At 68.0% G+C, this 17455-nt stretch carries 15 protein-coding genes; 3 read left to right on the forward strand and 12 right to left on the reverse strand.

What is annotated here, in order from left to right; all coding sequences use genetic code 11:
* Position 1: 1 nt before the first annotated feature.
* From purN to LZC94_28135, 3 genes are read right to left on the reverse strand one after another with little or no spacing between them, the layout of a single operon-like run.
* Complete coding sequence (gene purN, locus LZC94_28125; GenBank protein ID WXB20257.1) at positions 2 to 700, reverse strand: phosphoribosylglycinamide formyltransferase; 699 nt, start codon at positions 698 to 700, stop codon at positions 2 to 4.
* Positions 700 to 1755 (reverse strand): phosphoribosylformylglycinamidine cyclo-ligase, encoded by a 1056-nt coding sequence (gene purM, locus LZC94_28130; protein WXB11714.1) that lies wholly within the window; start codon positions 1753 to 1755, stop codon positions 700 to 702. The genes purN and purM overlap by 1 nt, the downstream gene beginning before the upstream one ends.
* 40 nt (positions 1756 to 1795) lie before the next feature.
* Complete coding sequence (locus tag LZC94_28135; GenBank protein WXB11715.1) at positions 1796 to 2872, reverse strand: hypothetical protein; 1077 nt, start codon at positions 2870 to 2872, stop codon at positions 1796 to 1798.
* Positions 2873 to 2881: 9 nt separating this feature from the next.
* Here LZC94_28135 and LZC94_28140 point away from each other — a divergent pair, with 9 nt between their 5' ends.
* Positions 2882 to 3433, forward strand: coding sequence for an N-acetyltransferase (locus LZC94_28140; protein WXB11716.1), 552 nt, complete (start codon positions 2882 to 2884; stop codon positions 3431 to 3433).
* Here the strand turns inward: LZC94_28140 and LZC94_28145 are convergent.
* From LZC94_28145 to LZC94_28165, 5 genes are all read right to left on the reverse strand, one after another.
* Entirely contained in the window at positions 3409 to 4833 is a 1425-nt protein-coding gene (locus LZC94_28145) for a hypothetical protein (GenBank protein ID WXB11717.1), read from the reverse strand. The two genes, LZC94_28140 and LZC94_28145, sit on opposite strands and share 25 nt — an antisense overlap.
* A gap of 18 nt (positions 4834 to 4851) precedes the next feature.
* Positions 4852 to 5775, reverse strand: a complete 924-nt coding sequence (locus tag LZC94_28150; GenBank protein WXB11718.1) for a glycosyltransferase family 2 protein — start codon at positions 5773 to 5775, stop codon at positions 4852 to 4854.
* Between the two features lie 2 nt (positions 5776 to 5777).
* Entirely contained in the window at positions 5778 to 6524 is a 747-nt protein-coding gene (locus LZC94_28155) for a class I SAM-dependent methyltransferase (GenBank protein WXB11719.1), read from the reverse strand.
* A gap of 232 nt (positions 6525 to 6756) precedes the next feature.
* Positions 6757 to 8139 carry a magnesium transporter gene (gene mgtE, locus LZC94_28160; GenBank protein WXB11720.1) on the reverse strand — a complete coding sequence of 461 codons (1383 nt, stop codon included), beginning with the start codon at positions 8137 to 8139 and terminating at the stop codon, positions 6757 to 6759.
* Between the two features lie 42 nt (positions 8140 to 8181).
* A complete protein-coding gene (locus tag LZC94_28165) occupies positions 8182 to 11097 on the reverse strand; it encodes a sulfatase-like hydrolase/transferase (GenBank protein WXB11721.1) in 2916 nt (971 codons plus the stop codon).
* 714 nt (positions 11098 to 11811) lie between these two features.
* On the opposite strand from LZC94_28165, the gene amrB reads away from it, so the two are divergent.
* Positions 11812 to 13182, forward strand: coding sequence for an AmmeMemoRadiSam system protein B (gene amrB, locus LZC94_28170; protein WXB11722.1), 1371 nt, complete (start codon positions 11812 to 11814; stop codon positions 13180 to 13182).
* A 3-nt stretch (positions 13183 to 13185) separates the two neighbouring features.
* On the opposite strand, the gene LZC94_28175 is transcribed toward amrB, so the two are convergent.
* On the reverse strand, positions 13186 to 13794 hold the full coding sequence (locus LZC94_28175; protein ID WXB11723.1) for a TetR/AcrR family transcriptional regulator: 609 nt from the start codon (positions 13792 to 13794) through the stop codon (positions 13186 to 13188).
* Between the two features lie 110 nt (positions 13795 to 13904).
* Here LZC94_28175 and LZC94_28180 point away from each other — a divergent pair, with 110 nt between their 5' ends.
* The gene (locus tag LZC94_28180; GenBank protein ID WXB11724.1) at positions 13905 to 14660 is read left to right on the forward strand and encodes an SDR family oxidoreductase; all 756 of its coding nucleotides are present in this window, start codon (positions 13905 to 13907) and stop codon (positions 14658 to 14660) included.
* Between the two features lie 37 nt (positions 14661 to 14697).
* Here LZC94_28180 and LZC94_28185 read toward each other — a convergent pair whose 3' ends face one another.
* From LZC94_28185 to LZC94_28195, 3 genes are read right to left on the reverse strand one after another with little or no spacing between them, the layout of a single operon-like run.
* Positions 14698 to 15105: a hypothetical protein gene (locus LZC94_28185; protein ID WXB11725.1), complete on the reverse strand. Its 408-nt coding sequence runs from the start codon at positions 15103 to 15105 to the stop codon at positions 14698 to 14700.
* Between the two features lie 16 nt (positions 15106 to 15121).
* The gene (locus LZC94_28190; GenBank protein ID WXB11726.1) at positions 15122 to 16018 is read right to left on the reverse strand and encodes an AraC family transcriptional regulator; all 897 of its coding nucleotides are present in this window, start codon (positions 16016 to 16018) and stop codon (positions 15122 to 15124) included.
* Positions 16019 to 16061: 43 nt separating this feature from the next.
* Complete coding sequence (locus LZC94_28195; GenBank protein WXB11727.1) at positions 16062 to 17252, reverse strand: M20 family metallopeptidase; 1191 nt, start codon at positions 17250 to 17252, stop codon at positions 16062 to 16064.
* Between the last annotated feature and the right edge of the window lie 203 nt (positions 17253 to 17455).

Genomic DNA, 17455 nt, shown 5'->3' on the forward strand with positions numbered 1-17455 from the left:
CCTACCCTCCCCCCTCGTCTTGCGAGGTGCCACGCGTGCGGAGCACGACGTTCGACGCGGCGAGGATCTCCCGCGAATCGACGTTCACGCGAACGCGCGCGCGCCCGCCGCCCAAGGGCCGCTCGACGTCGACTCGGCCTTCGACGATCCACTGAAGGACGCGCGGGAGCAGCTGGTGCTCCTCGGCCAAGATGCGCGCGCTCAAGGTCGATGCGTCGTCGGAGTCGAACACGGGCACCGCGGCTTGCGCCAGGATGGGGCCCGTGTCGGTGCCCGCGTCGACCAGGTGCACGGTGCAGCCCGCGATGCGAACGCCGTACTCGAAGGCCTGCTTCTGCGCGTGCATGCCCGGAAACGACGGCAGCAGCGCGGGGTGGATGTTGACGATGCGGTACGGGAACGCGTCGAGGAGCACGGGGGTGATGACCCGCATGAAGCCCGCGAGGACCACCCAGTCCACCTCGTGCGCGCGAAGCGTGTCGACCAGGCTGGCGTCGAACGCCGCGCGGCCATCGAAGGCCTTGTGGTCGATGACCAGGGCCGGAATGCCGCGCGCCCGGGCGTGCTCCAGCCCCTTGGCGCTCGGGACGTTGGAGATCACCACCGCCACCTCGGCGGCGAGCCGGCCCTGGTCGATGGCGTCGAGGACGGCTTTGAGGTTCGAGCCGGTCCCGGAGATGAGAACGCCGAGCTTCACGATCACGCCCCCTGCCAGAGGACGCGCTCTTCGAACGGCGTCTGGGGATCCACCGGCACCACCTCGCCCAAGGCGATGGGCTCCTCGCCGAGCTCGCGCAGCACCGCCGTCGCGCGCGCCGCGTGGCCCGCGGGGACGATCACGACGAAGCCGATGCCGAGGTTGAAGGTGCGGCGCATCTCTTTTTCTTCCACCGGACCGCCCTGGGCGATCAGGTCGAAGATGGCGGGGCGGGTCCAGGTTCCATCGATCCGGACTCCCAGGCCGTCGGGCAACACGCGGGGCAGGTTCCCGGGGAGGCCGCCCCCGGTGATGTGGCTCATGGCGCGCACGTCGATGCCGCCATCGGACGTGAGCGCGGCCACATGGCGCGCGTAAAGGCGCGTGGGGCGAAGGAGCGCTTCGGCCAAAGTGGCGCCGCCGAGGCCCTCGGGGGTGTCGCTCGGGGCGAGGTGCATCGTCTCGAGCAGCACATGGCGCGCGAGCGAGTAGCCGTTGGAGTGAAGGCCGCTGGAGGCGATGCCGATGACCGCATCGCCGGCGGCGACCCGCTTGCCATCGACGATGTTCTTGCGCGAGACCACGCCCACCGCGAAGCCGGCCAGATCGTACTCGCCCTCGGCGTACATGCCGGGCAGCTCCGCCGTCTCGCCGCCGAGCAGGGCGCAGCCGACCTCTTTGCAGGCGTTGGCGATGCCGCGGACCACGGCCTCCCCCACGTCGACGTGAAGTTTTCCAGTGCCAAAGTAGTCGAGGAAGAAGAGCGGACGGGCGCCGGTGGTCACCACGTCGTTGACGCACATCCCGACCAAGTCGAAGCCGATGGTGTCATGGACGCCGGTGAGAAAGGCGACCTTCAATTTGGTGCCGACACCGTCCGTGCCGCTCACCAGCACCGGATCCTCGAGCCCCGAGGGCAGGCGGCACATGCCGGCGAAGCCGCCGACGTCTTCCATGACCTCGGCGATGCGGGTAGCTCGTGCGAGCGGTTTGATTCGTTCGACGAGCTCGTCGCCCGCATCGATGTCGACCCCCGCCTTCCGATAGGTGATCGCCATGGGTTTCCTCACTTTATCATATTGAAACGGGTTTCTCTGCCTACCAGCGCACCGTCACTGGCACGGGTCGTTCTTCGTGGGTGCCGTCGCCGGCCTGACCGTATTCGTTGCGCCCCCAACATCGCACCGCCCCATCCGCGAGGCGCGCGCACACGGTGCCATTGCCCAGCGCCAGCTGCTGCACGTCGAAGAGGCCCGAGATCATGCCCGGGACCTCGCGATCGGTGTGCGTGCCGTCGTTCTGTTGGCCGGAGTCGTTCTGGCCCCAGCAGCGCAAGGTGCCGTCGTAGAGCCGCGCACACGTGTGCCCATCGCCCAGCGCCACGGCACGCACTGCGTCGAGCCGATCGACGGGAACGGGCGAAGGGCGATCGGTGCGCGTGCCGTCGCCCAGCTGACCATAGCGATTGCTCCCCCAGCACGAGGCGGTTCGATCGAGGGTGGTGATGCACGTGTGGGCGGCTCCCGTCGCGATCTGGATCGCGCCGCGCACTCCGGAGACGGCGACGGGCTTCGGGCGGTCCATGGTGGTCCCGTCGCCCAGCTGCCCAAGGTCGTTTTTGCCCCAACAGCGCACGCTCCCGTCCTCTTTGAGGATGGCGCACACGTGCTCTCCGCCCACGGCGATGGAGTGCACCTCGTCGAGATCGTCGACCGGGACCGGCGCGCGGCCCGCGCCCCAGCAGGCGACCTTGCCCGCTTTCGACCTGGCGCACGCTTGGTGGGGGCCGATCGCGATCTCGGCCACGTCGTGGAGCGAGGCGGTGTCTCCGGCGAGCTCGCCCCAGCAGGTGATCGCGGCGCCGTCCTCCAAGGTCGCGCAGGTGGTGGAGCCGCCGGCGGCCACCTGGGTCACGCGGGTCGGGCTCTCCAGGCGAACCGGACGCAGGCGGTTGGCGCGGGTTCCATCCCCGAGCTGGCCTAGGTCGTTGCGTCCCCAGCACCGGAGAAAGCCCTCCTTCATGACCGCGCAGGCATGGGCGCCCCCGACCGCGATGTCGTCGGCCTGAAAAGCCGGGCCCTTCTGCCGTTTTTTGCACGATCCGAGCAGGCACGCCGCGACCGCCAGACCGACGGTCCACTTGACGAGCCTCAATCGACGGTGCTTTGTGGTCATAGCGGAAGAATGCCGAAGCGAGAGAGCAGCCCGCCTTCCTTTACACCGCGCCCGCGTCCTGGTGAACCGGCGAAGATCTATCCCACGGCGATCGTCCAACCGGGCGCGACGATCGGCCCCGACGCGGTGGTGGGCGCATTCTGCTTCGTGGCGAGCGGCGCCCGCATCGGGCCCGGGTGCCGCATCCAGTGCCACACCAGCGTCTGGAACGGCGTGATCCTGGAGGCCGACGTCTTCGTAGGCCCCGCAGCCACCTTCACCAATGTGCGCCATCCGCGCGCAGCTTTTTCACGGGGCCCCGCGGCCGGCGGCGCCTGGGACGAGACCTATGTGGAGCGGGGGGCGACCGTGGGCGCGAGCGCAACATTGGTGGCGCCCGTGCGCATCGGCGCGCACGCGATGATCGCGGCCGGCGCGGTGGTCACGCGCGACGTTCCGAGCCACGCCATCGTGGCGGGGGTGCCGGCGCGGATCATCGGCTGGGCGTGCGTGTGCGGGGAGACGGTGGCCCGCGGCGCGCGCCGTCCCAAGCGGCTTCAGTGCGAAGCGTGCGAGGGGTGAGGGTCGCAGCCGGTGTCCTCGAGGGCGGCCGGGCATCGGCCGGCCATGTCGAAGAGGTAATATTCGCCCACCCTGCGGCAGCTGCGCGCTCCATCGCGCAAGGAGCTGGGGATCGTATACGGCAAGAGCTCGACATTGGGGCGATTGGACGTGTACTGGGGCGCGATCAAGACCACGTCGCCCAGGCCCACCGGATCGCGGTCGTCCACCATATGGTACTCCTTGGCGTCGATGGATAGCGCGGCGCGGCTGGCGTTGGAGTTGAACCCGAGACGGGCCGGCTCGCACGCCGCGATGGCCTGGACCGCGCCCGCATAGCGCCTCTCGAGCCTGCGAACCGCCAGGCACGCGGCGATGCCGACCAACGCCGCGCCGGCCAACACCCACGCGGGCCGGTTCAGGAGCGGGAGCCGCGACCACACCCCCGCGGTGGCCACGAAAAGCACCACGTGCGCCGTGAGCACCAGCCGCTGCCCGCCGAGGAGCGTCTCCAGCCAGCGGGCCGATTGGTCGTGGTACGAGTACAGGAGGAAGAAGACCAAGATGGGGATCGCGGTGAGGATCCAGCGCTCGCAGCGGCGAAACGCGAGCACGATGCAGAGCAGGGGAAACGGCGGAATGAGCAGGAGCCCCGCCCCGTAGAGCACGAGGTTCTCGAAGAACGTCTTGCCGTTGAGCAAGCTGCTGCTGCTCTGCGCGTACCCGTAGTGCGCCGTGTCGACGTGGGTGAGCCGCGTGATCCACCACCCCACGGCGATGGCGACCGCCGATGCCGCGCCGATGAGGACCACGTCCCTGCGCCGCCTCCACGCGTCCGGCAAAATGGAGAGACCAAAGCCGACCGCCGAAATGATGGCGCCGATTCGAATGAAGCACGAATAGGCGATGGCGAGCGCGTTGCGCCCCGGCCTCCCTTCCTCCCACGCATCCATGGCGGCGAGGAGCAAGACGGCCGCGGGGAGGTCCGACATCAGGGTTCGCGAAAAGCTCCAGAACAGCGGATGAAACAGGTACGCGGCCGCGAGCCACGACGAGATCCCGCGGCGGGTCAAGAGTCGGCCCACCAGCGCGCCCCCGAACAGATGCGCGGCGAGCGGCAGGAGGTACATCCACCGAAAGCCGATGGCGGCGGCCGGCGCCAGGAGCAAGGGCCAGCCGAGCGGGTAGCGCACATGCTGGGCGGCGTCGACGAGCGGCGTGGGGAACGCATCGCCATCGGCCGGGACCAGCCGGCCATGCAGAAGCGCGCGCGCCTGCCCGGCGTAGTGCACTTCATCGGCGTTGATCATGGTCGCGGGCAGAAACGCCAGCGCGATGACGAGGGCGAGCGCGATGGCGGCCCAGGCGCCGAACAGACGGCGATCGGACCATCGCACGTGCGACGAAGGTAGGGGGAGCAAGGTGGCCGTTTCCGGTTCTCAAGCCTTGCCGCCGGCCATCGCCAACGGCTCGGTGCGCGCCTCGACCCGAAGATGCCCGTCGGCCACCTCGAGCACCGACACCGGATCGAGCGGGGGGTCGAGCGGCGACATGGCCTCGGACACCGACTCGAGCACCGGCACCGGCTGGGGCGAGCGAACCGGCTCGGGCGAGCGCACCGGCTCGGGCGAGCGCACCGGCGCACCCTCCGTCACCCAAGGCGCGTGTTTGCGGTTCACGAACCCGTACTTGGTAATGACATACAGGGCACGGAATCCGTCCTTGAGCCCAATTTTCTTTCCTTCTTCGTAGGTGCGGCCTTGGTACGAAATGGGCACCTCGTAGATGCGAATCTGTTTGTTTCGCGCCACCTTGAGGGTGACCTCGGGCTCGAAGCCAAAACGGTCCTCCTCGAGGAGGATGCTCTGGATGATCTCGCGGCGGAAGACTTTGTAGCAGGTCTCCATATCGGAGAGATTGAGGTCGGAGACCATGTTGCTGAGGAGCGTCAACAGGCGGTTGCCGACCGCGTGCCAGAAAAACAACACGCGCCGGGTACCCCCCTGAAAGCGTGAGCCGTAGACGACGTCGGCCTTGCCGCTCAGCAGCGGCGCGAGCAAGGTTTCGTAGTCGCCGGGGTCGTATTCCAGGTCGGCGTCCTGAATGAGGACGAAATCGCCCGTGGCCTCCCGAATGCCGCGCCGAAGCGCGGCGCCCTTTCCTCGATTTTGGGGCTGCAGCAGCACCCGAATTTGCGGCTGCCGCTGGGAGAGCCGCTCGAGGACGCCGCGGGTACCGTCGGTGCTACCGTCGTCGACGATGAGCACTTCCATATCGAACGGCTGCGCGAGCACACGGTCGACGATGGCCTCGATCGTCGAGCGCTCGTTGAAGCATGGGATGATGATCGACAACATCGACATGGCTAGCTCCTTGCGGTCTCCGACATCGGTCGCACAGCAACGCACGTTAGGTTTTTCCCGATCGGCGGCGGCATGAGCTGCTCGACTTTGGACATCAACGGAACAATGAAACGATCGTAAATCATCGCCGCCTGAGCGTTGAACGCGGTCTGGCGAAGGACTCGGCCGGCAAACCACCAAGGTAAGATGCCTGCGATATCGAAATAGTTCAAAGTCGCGATGTCAAACCCGACTTCTCGAAGCAAAGCTTCGAGCCCTTTGCGCTCGTAGCGCCGGTAATGGTGGACGAGTCTGTCCAATGTTCCATAGAGCCAGGGGCAGGCGGGCACGAAACAAAGAAACGCGCCGCCCGGCCGCAGCCGTTCGTAGAGTCGTCGCAACGTCATCGCGTCATCGCGAATGTGCTCGAGGACATTGATCATCAGGATCGCGTCAAAGGTTTCATGCTGCGCACCATCCGCGCCATCCGCGCCATTCGCGCCGAGCCACGACTCGATGGATGCTTCGACGACCTCCGCCGAACGAAGATGCGCCACGCGCTCACGAAGAACGGCGACCCGTTTTCCTTCCGGCTCGACGAGCACCGCCCGCTCGACCGAATGCGCGTAATGCATGGAAAGGCTTCCAATTCCCGCTCCGACCTCGAGCACGGAACCTCTCAGATAAGGAGAGTAAGGTTTCAGGATCCAGTCTTGATACCGTTGAATATCGACCAGGGCCTCGAGATCATTGCTCGGACTCGTTTGCATTTCGTCTTCCCCCTCACGTCCTTTGACGCCAAAATTCCTGCCATGTTTCGCGCCGGCAAACCAGTTTGGAATGGCGCCTCAGCCAAGCATATTTGGCTTGGGGCGAGCTCCCTAAATCCATCACGGCTGGCTCAAAAATAAAATTTGCCGTGGGCGCGCCAAAATATCCTGCCCAAAGAAAGGCAACCGTGCGCGGATCCGGCCGACCGTGTGGGGCGTATGGACTAGCGGGTCACTGCGCGCCTTGGAGCACGCTGGACATCACGATGCGGGCGACGTGGACGAAAACGACGATGCCGGCGACGTCGACCAGGCTGGCGATGAAGGGGGTGGAGCTGGTGGCGGGGTCGAGCCCAATCTTCTTGAGCGCCAGTGGGAGCATCGAGCCGATGGTGCACCCGGTCACCACGATGCCCACCAAGGTGAGCGCGATCGTCAAGGCGAAGGCCATCGACTGATCGCGGTACATGAGCACCCGCGCAAAGCCGATGACGCCCAGGATGGAACCGAGCACCAGGCCCATGAGGAGCTCGCGGACGAGCACGCGCCACCAGTCGCGCCCGCGCACCTCGCCAACGGCCAGACCGCGGATGATCAGGGTCGACGATTGGGAGCCGGAGTTGCCGCCCGCGGAGATGAGCAGCGGGATGTAATAGCTGGCGCCCTCGAGGACCTTGAAAATGGGGTCGTAATAGCGAAGGGCGGTCTGGGTGAAAAACTCGCCGACGAAGAGAATGACCAGCCAGCCGCCCCGCTTGCGGATGAACTCTGAAAAGCGGGTTTGAAAGTAAGGGACGTCCAACGGCTCGACGCCGCCGAGCTTTTGAACGTCCTCGGTCTGCTCGAGGGTCAGAACGTCGATGACGTCGTCGATGGTGATGACCCCCAAGAGGGAGCCATTCTCCGCGATCACCGGCATGACGTTCAGGTCGTACTTCGCCATACGGCGTGCGACCTCTTCTTGGTCCATGTCGGGGGGAACGCTGATGATGTTGGTGCGGAGAATGCTCTCGAGCGGCTCGTGGCCCGAGGTGATGATGAGCTGCCGCAAGGAGGCGATGCCCGCCACGGCGCCCTCGGGGGTCAGCGCGTACACCGCGTAGATCGGGCTATTTTCGTTCTCGAGGGTGAACTCGCGGACGGCGTCGAGGGCTTGGCCTACGCGGATGGAGGGCTCGACGGCCAGGTAGTTCGTGGTCATCAAGTGGCCCGCGCTGGTCTCGGGCCACTTTTCGATCTCGCGGACGGCCTCGGCGGCCTCCGGGTCCACCCGCTCGAGGCTCTCGAGGATCTTGTCGCCGATGGCGTCGGGGAGGACGCTGAACAGGTCGGCCCGATCGTCGGGCTCCATTTCACTGGCGATGTGAGCCACCGATTCGGGTGGCATCAGCTCGGCGAGCTCCTCCTGCTCGGTCTCGTCGAGGCGCTCGAAGATGGGGGCCGCCTCGTCGGCGGGCAGACGCGCGAGGAGCTGCGCGGCCTCGTCAGGCTCGAGCTCGGAAACGATGTCGGCGAGGTCTTCGGCGTGAATTTCGTCGAGCAGTTCACGCACCTGATCCGGGTCCTCCCTGAGGAGCTGCTTCAGGTCGGGGCTGAGCAGGGTTGCGAGCCTCATGGCGCCGCGCGCTTATAGCGGAAGCGCCGTCAATCGAGAAGGTCACTTTGCGCTCGAAAATGATCCTCGGGGCGCGCGGGTCACGAAAAGCCCGAGATCGCGCGCAGCATCGATCGCGGGCAGAGCCGCCGAAAGGATGGCCGAACGCGCTTCGTCGGTGTCGATTCCGTGAACGAGACGTGGCTCCGAGAGGCCCAGCGGGCCGGCAAAGATTCGCTCCTGCGGCCAAGGCCGGTCATCCATGTAAAGCTCCCACCCCAGGTGCGCGTCCGCGGGCTCGACGGAAAGGTCGAACCCCACTGGACCATCCGAGGCGGTCGAAAAGGCGAACTCGACGCCTGCCGCATCGACCTTGAACGATTCGAAGGCGATGCCCGCGGGCTCGACGCGAATGCGCGGCGGACCACCGCGTGCCAACGCGTCCGTGCGTGCCTCGATATGGCCCTGGATCCGATGCGCCGCACCGGCGCCCGCAAAACGGAGCTGAATGGGCGTTCCGGTCGGGCGGGGCTCGGGCGAGGTGCCAACCACCGGGACGTTCGTCTCCGCGGCAACGAGGCGTGCGCGCATTTCGGCGACCACATCGGGTCGGGCGGCGGCGAGGTTGGTCGTCTCGGCGGGATCGGTGGTTCGATCGAAGAGCGCCTCGCGCCCGCCGTGAAGGAGTAGGCGGTAGGGGCCGGCGAGGAGGGCGCGCAGGTGATGGCCTTCGGTGAGGGCGACGCGTTCGGCGCGGTCGGATGGCGCGTCGCGCGGGAGCGGGAGGAGCGGGAGGAGCGGGAGGAGCGAGCGGCCCGACATGCGGCTGGGGGCCTCTAGGCCTTCCAACTCGAGCACGGTCGGGGCCAGGTCGATGCTGCGCACGCGGTCGGAGAGAAGCTTGCCGCGGGGGAGAGCGCCAGGCAGGGCGACGATCATCGGGATGTGGCTCGTTTCGCTTTGGGCGGACGTCACGATGAGGAGGGTGCGCTCGCGAAGGCGCATTTCGTCGAGGGCGCGAAGGAGATCGCCGAGGGGCTCGTCGGTTTGGGCGGCTTCGGGGCCGTAGTTGCAAAAGAGGAAGAAGCGGGCGCCCGAGCTCTCGCGGAGGAACGACGTGGCGTCGCGGGTGATGGCCATATCGGGCGTGGTGGCGGGATCGCGGTACGATGCGACTTGGTCGAAGCCCATGTCGAGACCTTGGGCGGGGGAATCGTGGTGCGCGTTCGTGATGGCGGTCCCGTTCGCGCCGGGACCCGTCATGAACGGATGGTTCACCACCGCCCGCGTCCGAGCGCCGTGGTTCCGCAGGATGCGCGCGAGCAACGGCGGATCGGCGGCGCGGTAACGGGCGAGGTCCGCCGCGCGCAGCGGCGCGTTCCATGGCTCGACGCCAAACTCCGTCGGGCGCCCGCCCGCCAGCAACGCCAAGGTGCCGGGGCGGAGCGCGGTGGCGGCCGCATGTGCGTCCGTGAATCGCACGCCGGAGCGTACCAGGGCGTCGAGCGCGGGCGGGAGGACTTCGCCCGCGCCGGCGCGCAAGCCGCCATCCGCGCCGGCGCGCAGGCCGTCGATGGCGATCCAGAGCACGCTGTAGGGCAGCTCCGGCGCGCGCGGCACCGCCATGCCGTCGCGAAACGCGAGGTCCGGATCGCGCGCGACATAGGCGCGAAGCTCCTCGCCAAGGCGCGCGAGCACCTCCGGAAATTGCGCCGCGACGTCGTGCGCCTCGGCGGGATCCTGCGCGGTGTCGTAAAGCGTGTATTCTGCACCCATTCGAGTGGGCACGTACACCAGCTTGAAGCGCGCGTCGCGCACCATGCGGTGCTTGGCCGCGGCGACCAACGGGTGCGCCTCGCCGGCCTTGGCGCTCGGATCCGACTCCGCGTAGGCCAGCGCCGGCGCCAGCCCCTCTCCGGAGAGCGCGGGCGCGAGCGAGCGACCATCGAGCGCGATCCCCGCGGGCGGCGCAACCTGCGCCAGCTCGTACAAGGTCGGCGCGAGATCGACGTCGCGCACCACCCGCGGCTCATGGCGGCCCACGGGGTGGCGCGGATCGAAGACGACCAGCGGCACGTGCGTCCCTTCGTCGCCGAACAGCTGCTCGCCGGGGCCCAAGCCGCGCCCTCGTTCATTCAGCTGCTCTCCATGATCGGCGACCAGGACCACGATGGTGCGCTCCGCCAGGTGGCGCGACGCGAGCTCCCGGACGATGCGCCCGAAGGCGTCGTCGATCTGGGCCACGGCGCCGTCGTAAAGACCGCGGAGCTGCGCTTCGTCGTCTGCGCGGAGCACGGGTTGCGCGCGCGCCACGTCCAGAGGCCCGTGGTACTTGAATGGACCGCGGTACCCGGGCGCCGTAAAGCGCAGGTGGTAGGGCGCGCGCGGGGCATAGGGGCGCCGCGCGGCGCCGAGGCTCACCGCCGCGAAGAACGGCTCGTCCGGGCGAAGTCGCTCGAAGAGCTCGGGCGCGCCGGACGCATCGAGGTCGGACAGACCGAGGTCGGGCGCATCGAGAACGCCGGCGAAGCCGAGGTCGATCCGACCGAAGACGTCCGCGACCGAGTCGCCCGCGACCACCGTGCGGTAACCGGCGCGCGCAAACTGCGATGGGAGCGCGGCGACGTCGCGCGCGCGATCCGCGCGCGGCGCGAACGAAGAGTCGATTCCATGGTGGTGCGGGTGCCGCCCCGTGAGAAGCGAAACCCACGACGGAAGCGTGCGCGGAAGCGAGACATACATCCGATCGAACACCGTGGCCCGAGCCGCGAACCCGCTCATGTTCGGCATGGTCCTCGGATTGAGGCGATCGAATCGCAGCGAGCCGGCCGCAAGAACCAAGACGTTCATCCGCCCCCGAGGCTCCCCGCGCTCCCCCGCGCCAACGCCCTCGCGCAACGCCGCCACCGTCGATGCCGCGGCTGCACGCCAACGCCAAGCGCCCCACGCCGCCGCAACGACCCCGAGCACGAACGCCACCGCCCCCCATCTACGGAGAGCGCCCTTCAATGTAAGAAAGCGCCACCCTTGACCCAGCGCGCCAAGCCACGCAGGCCACGTCGCCGGCCCCGCCAGGTAGACCGTGGCGAGAAGCGCACCCACGATCCCCACCCCGACCGGTCCAAGCTGATCGCACACCACGATCTGCACGAGCCGGAGCACCCCGCCCCTCGCGTAGAACGATGTGGCGTAACGTGCTGGCACGTGCGCCATCCTCCACGCGACGAAAATCGCATGCATCGCCGCCACCACGGCGAGCGACTCGAGCGCGCTCCCATACCACCGTCGCGACGTCCGCCCTGCCACCCGGTCCCGAAGGCGCACGAGCCAACCCGCCCCCACGCCCAACATCGCGCCCGCGCCCGCGCCCGAGATCGGGCCGGTGCCCGACCGATTCATTTCCCCCGTGCCGGTCGCGAGCACCGAAACGTAGAGCGCACCGACGATCATCGGACCGAGAAGGAGGTCGCGAAGGCCCTTTGCAACGATGCTGCGCCGAGTTGAAAACCGGCCATCCCCGGCAGCGGACCTCGCCGAGGAAAGTCGGTCTTCGTCAGCGGCGACGGACCTCGGGCGCGGGCACTCGACGGACCTTAATGGCATTCTACTCCTCGAGCGTTCGCCCACAGGTGTCGGAGCATCACATACACTCTGTCACCGGACGAGCGTAAGACTCTATCGAAGCTAACCGCCTTGCCCAAGTACCCGCGCCTTCGCTCCCTCGAAACCCTCGTCGTCCCCGACTCCCGTCACGGTCGAGTCCTCGTGCTCCGCGATACCCACGGCATCGCGAGCGGCCACGCGTGCATCCCGCCAGCCCTCGTGCCGGTGGTCGCGCGCTTTACGGGCGAACACCCTCACGAGCAGATTGCACGCGACGCATCGGCGGAGGCCGGCGTGGACATTTCCGTCGAGCTCGTTCGCAAGCTCGCCGACGAGCTCGACGAGGCGCTCTTCCTCGATAGCCCCACCTTTCATCGCGCGCGCGCCAATGTCGAACGCGCCTTCGCGACCTCGCCCGTCCGAAAGGCGGCGCATGCCGGCGGCGCCTACTCGAACGAGGCGGCCGATCTTCGAAAGTACTTGGACGAGAGCTGTCTCGGCCGCGCCAGCCCCGGCCTCACCAGCCTCGACGGCCACGAGGCCCCCATCGTGGGCTTGGTCGCGCCGCACATCGATCCCTGGCGCGGGGCCGTCGGCTATGGGCACGCGTACGGCGCCCTGGCGGCGAGGCTCCCGCCGGAGGCCGACACGTTCATCGTCTTTGGCACCTCCCACGCGCCCATGCGCGAGCCCTTCGCGCTCTGCCGCAAGTCGTTCGATACGCCTTTGGGCACGGTGTCCGCCGACTTCGAGGCCATCGACGAGCTGGCGAGCGCCGCCCAGTTCGATCCGTACGCGGACCAGTTCAATCACAAACGCGAACACTCGCTCGAGTTCCAAGTCGTCTTCTTGAAGCACCTGCTCGGCGAAAAGCCCGTGCGCATCGTGCCCATCCTCGCGGGGTTGGGCGAGCACCAAGCGAGCGGCAGCGATCCGAGCGAGGACTCGGCCGTGGAGTCGTTTTTGGAGGCCACCCGCAACTTGGTCGAGAGCCGCCCGGGCCGCACCGTCGTCATCGCCGGCGCCGATCTCGCCCACGTGGGCCCGCGCTTCGGCGATCGCCAGGCCATGACCGAGCGCGAGCGCGCGCACCTGGAGAAGGCCGATCGCGAGTCGCTGGCGCGGGCCGTCGAGCGCGATCCCGCCGCCTTCTGGCACGACGTCGCGCGCGATCTCGATACGCGCCGGGTATGCGGCCTCGCGCCCATCTACGCGCTCTTGAAATCGCTCCCCACGCGCGCAGCGCCCGCAAAGGCGAAGCCGAAGACCACCAACGGACATACGCACACGAACGGCTTCCACGTGCCGAGCCATGGACGCGCGGCCCATGCGCGCTCGAACGGCGCGCACGCGCGCGTGCTGCACTACGAGCAGACGGTCGACAAAGAAGACGGCTCCATCGTCAGCCACGCCGGGGTCGCGTTCTTCGACACCGGCAATGTGGCCGACGGCGCCGAATAGCGCTCAGCCCGGCCAAGCCTTCATCGCAAGCTCGACGACGCGGTGCAGATCCGCGCGCGTGGCCCCCGACGCGGCCTGCACGGCCATGCCCTGCGACACCGTTTGCACGTAGCGCGCGAGATCGCCCGGGCTGGCGTCGGCGGGGAGCTCGCCTTCGGCCTTGGCCCGCGCAAAGCGGCGGCGAAATGCCGCCAGCCCCTCCGCGCGCCGCGCCACCATCACCTTTCGGATCGGATCGGCGGCGGTGCCGCAGGCGAGCGCCCCGTTCAGCCCCAGGCAGCCGCGCGGATCGCCGCGGTTCGTCTGCAGGTTGGCGCAGCCCGCGAGGAAGCGCTCGGCGGTCGCGCGCGCCGTGGGCTCGGCCAGGGCCTCGCCGACGAAGCGCATGTACGTCGCGTCGTAGCGCGCGAGCGCCTTCTGGAACAGCTCCTCTTTGTTCCCGAAGGCCGCGTACAGGCTCGGGCGGTTGATGCCCATCGCGGTGGTGAGATCGGACAGCGACGCGCCCTCGTACCCTTTCTCCCAAAAGACGCGGAGCGCCTTCTCCAGCGCCTCCTCCTCGTCGAAGGTGCGCGGGCGTCCCATGGCCGGGCTGGCTTCCTCCACTTTCATACCGATCGATACTAAACATCTTGACCGCCGCTGTCGATGGCTACATTAATACTGATCGGTACATATATTGGTGCGGGGCACGAGGCTCATTTGCCTGCGAAGGAAGGGACATGACGAACGAGAAGAAGCTCACTGGGAAGGTCGCCCTGGTCACCGGGGGCTCGCGCGGTCTCGGCAGAGAGACGGCGCGCGCGCTCGCCGACGAAGGCGCGGACATCGCGATAAGCTACGTGGCCTCGGCCGACAAAGCGGAGGCCGTGGTGCGCGAGCTCCAGGCCAAAGGCGTGAGGGCGGCCGCGTTTCAATCCGATCAGGGCGAGCCCGGTAGGCCGGCCGCGCTCGTCGACGCGGTCGTCGCCCATTTCGGCCGCCTCGATATCCTCGTGAACAACGCGGCCCTCTCCATCCCGAGCCGCATCGACGCCCCCGACGGCGATGTCGCCGCCCTCGATCGGCTATGGGCCGTCAACGCCCTCGGCGTGGTGGCCACCATCCGCGCCGCCGTCAAAGTGCTCGGCAAGGGCGGGCGCATCATCACCATCGGCTCCGGCGTCGCGCGCCGCGCGGGCTATCCGGGCGTGGCCGACTACGCGGGCACCAAAGGCGCCATCGTGGCCTACTCCAAGGGCGCCGCGCGCGATCTCGCCCCGCGCGAGATCACCGTCAACGTCGTTCACGCGGGGCTGATGGATACGGATATGGCCATCCCCTACCGCGGCATGTTCGACGAGCTCGTGAGCGGGCTATCCATCCAGCGCGTGGCCCGCCTCGAGGAGGTCACCGCCGCCATCGTCTTTCTCGCCAGCCCCGACGCCTCGTACATCACGGGCGCGGCGCTCGACGTGGACGGCGGCGCCGCGGCCTGACATCTCGAACCCGGTCACCCGCCCCGAAAGGCCGCCGTCAGGCCGCGCGGGCGATCTGCCGCAAGAGCCGCCGGGTCACGAGCCGGTGGCCGCCGCTCCCGATGACCGCGGCGCGATAGAGCCACCCGCTGAAGCCCGGAAACGCAGCGTGCGTTTGTGCGCACAGCTGGTCCCCCTCGAAGACGAATGTCAGCGCATAGTCGGAAAAGCGGTGCCGCCCGCGCAGGGCCAGCCGCCGGCCCGGCTCGGCCTCGACCACCCGGAAACCGGGCAGCGCTTCCCCGGGCCGGCCCTCGAACGCGGTCGTGCCCTCCACGGGATCGCAGCCCAAAATCCGCGCGACTGGCCCGCCGACCATGCCACCGCGCAGGACGTTCAACAGCGACGTCCAAACCCTGTCGACCGGAGCCTCGATCTTCTGACGATGCTCATCGATGTAAGGCAATTGCTCCATAAAAGGGTCATTCCACATTCGCCCCCAACGCGCCAGCATGACGCCGTCGTATGCCGGGGTATTGCGCCGGGCGCGCAGAGGATGCGCGGCGAGGGTGGCGCCCCAAGTACTCCCCGGGCGTCACGCCGTAAGCGGCCTTGAATTTGCGAATCAAATGACTCTGATCGGCGAAGCCCGAGGCCACGGCGGCCATGGCCGGGGAGGCGCCGGTCAGCAGCAATCGCTTGGCGTGGCGAAGACGGAGCTGCGTTTGATAGAGGTGCGGCGGCATGCCGAGGCAGCGGCGGAACGCCCGCAGCAGGTGAAAGCGGTCGACGCCTGCGAGCGCGGAGAGCTGGGCCAGGGAGCAATCCTCCGCAAAATTTTCCGAGAGGTACGCGAGGGCCAGGGCCACGTCGCGCGGGCTGCCGCCTTTCGGATCCCCGGCCGCCGGCGCTTTGCCATGGCGTTGGGCGAGCTCGACCAGCGCGGTGAGCAGCCGCGCTTCGCGCTCGAGCGTCGTCTCCGTCCCGTCGAAGGCGCGATGCAGGCGCACCAGGCGGCGGGCGAGCGCCGGATCGTGCACGATGGGCTCGGCAAAAAACGGCACCGGCGTCCGCCGCCCGGCGGCTTCGTCGAGCGCGCCGCGAAGCACCGCGCCGTCGACGTAAATCATCCGATAGGAATACGCGCGACCGCGATCGGCGGGGCCGCCGTCGTGGGGATCGTCGGGGTTCACGATGATGACGCACCCCGGAACGGCGGTCCAAACGCGGCCGCGGGCGGCGAAGGCATGCGCGCCGGCTTCGACCACACCGAGCGCGTAGCCTTCATGGGAGTGCCGCGCGTAGCGGTGGGTGCTCGCGTCCGACCGCAAAAGGTCGACGCCCTGAACCCGGTCGAGCCGCCAATAGCGCGAAGCCATGCACGCATCCTCCGATCGACGCCCCGGCGGCGCCAGCGCAATCTCACGGGTAGGGCGCGCGGGCCTCGCGGGGCGCGAGGACGCTCTCGACCAGCTTGGACCAGTAGCTAGCGCCGAGCGGCAAAATGGCGTCGTTGAAGTCGTAGCGGGCGCTGTGCAGCCCCACGCCATCGACGATGGGTCCGTTGCCAATCCAAATGTAGCACCCGGGGCGCGCGGCCAGCATGAAGGCGAAGTCCTCGGTGCCCATGCTCGGCACCACGTTGCGCCGAACGTTGGCCTCGCCCACCACCATCGCGGCCGCGCGCGTGGCCGCCGCCGTGGGTCTCTCCGCGTTCACCGCGGGCGGAATCGGCTTGTAATAAGAAAACGTCGTTTGGACTCCATGCGCCGCCGCCACCCCCGTCGACACGCGCGCGATGGCGTCCTCCAACACCTTGCGCAGCCCGGGATCGAAATAGCGGCAGGTGCCGCGCAGCACCACCTCCTCGGGGACGATATTCCACGTATTGCCACCGTGAATTTGGGTGATGCTGACCACCACCTTCTCCTCCGGGTTGGCCGTGCGGCTGACGATCGTCTGAATTGCGCCAATCATGCTCGCCGCCGCCACGATGGGATCGTCGCCCAGGTGCGGCATGGCCGCGTGGGCACCGCGGCTCGAAATGACGATTTCGAATTTGTCGTCCGCCGCCATGATGGGCCCCGCGCAGACGCCGAAGGAGCCGACCGGAATCCCGGGCCAATTGTGCATGCCATAGACCGCCTCGACGGGAAATCGATCGAACAATCCGTCGTTCACCATCTTTTGCCCGCCGCACTCGTTCTCCTCGGCCGGCTGAAAAATGAAATGCACCACGCCGTCGAAGTTTCGAGTCTCCGCCAGGTAGCGCGCGGCCCCGAGCAGCATCGTCGTATGGCCGTCGTGGCCACAGGCGTGCATGATCCCATCGTGGATCGAGGCGTGCGCGCGGTCGCCCTTTTCCCGAATGGGCAGGGCGTCCATATCGGCCCGCAAGCCGATGGCCCGCGCGCTGCTGCCGGCGCGAAGCGTCCCGACCACCCCCGTTCCAGCCAGGCCACGGTGAACCTCTACCCCGAATTTTTCGAGGGTTCGGGCGATCAAGTCCGAGGTGCGATGCTCCTTGAAGGCCATCTCGGGGTGGGCGTGGATATCGTGGCGCCAGTGCTTCATGTCGGCATGGAAATGGCCGATTCGCTCGATGACGGGCATGCGTTCTCTCCAGGGTCGGAATCGTGAGCCCCCAAACCGTAATGCTCGGCCCCCCGCCGTGGATTGTACGTTATTGCACATCGGCGGCGCGCTCGGACGATTTGCGCGAAGCGTACGCGATCGGACCCGTCCGGAGCGGATCGCAAGATTCTCCAAGAGCGCCAGAGACCTCCGCCCCACAATGGTCGTCGCGAAAGGAAATG

Source organism: Sorangiineae bacterium MSr11954 (genome assembly GCA_037157815.1).
GTDB classification, from domain to species: domain Bacteria; phylum Myxococcota_A; class Polyangia; order Polyangiales; family Polyangiaceae; genus Pendulispora; species Pendulispora albinea.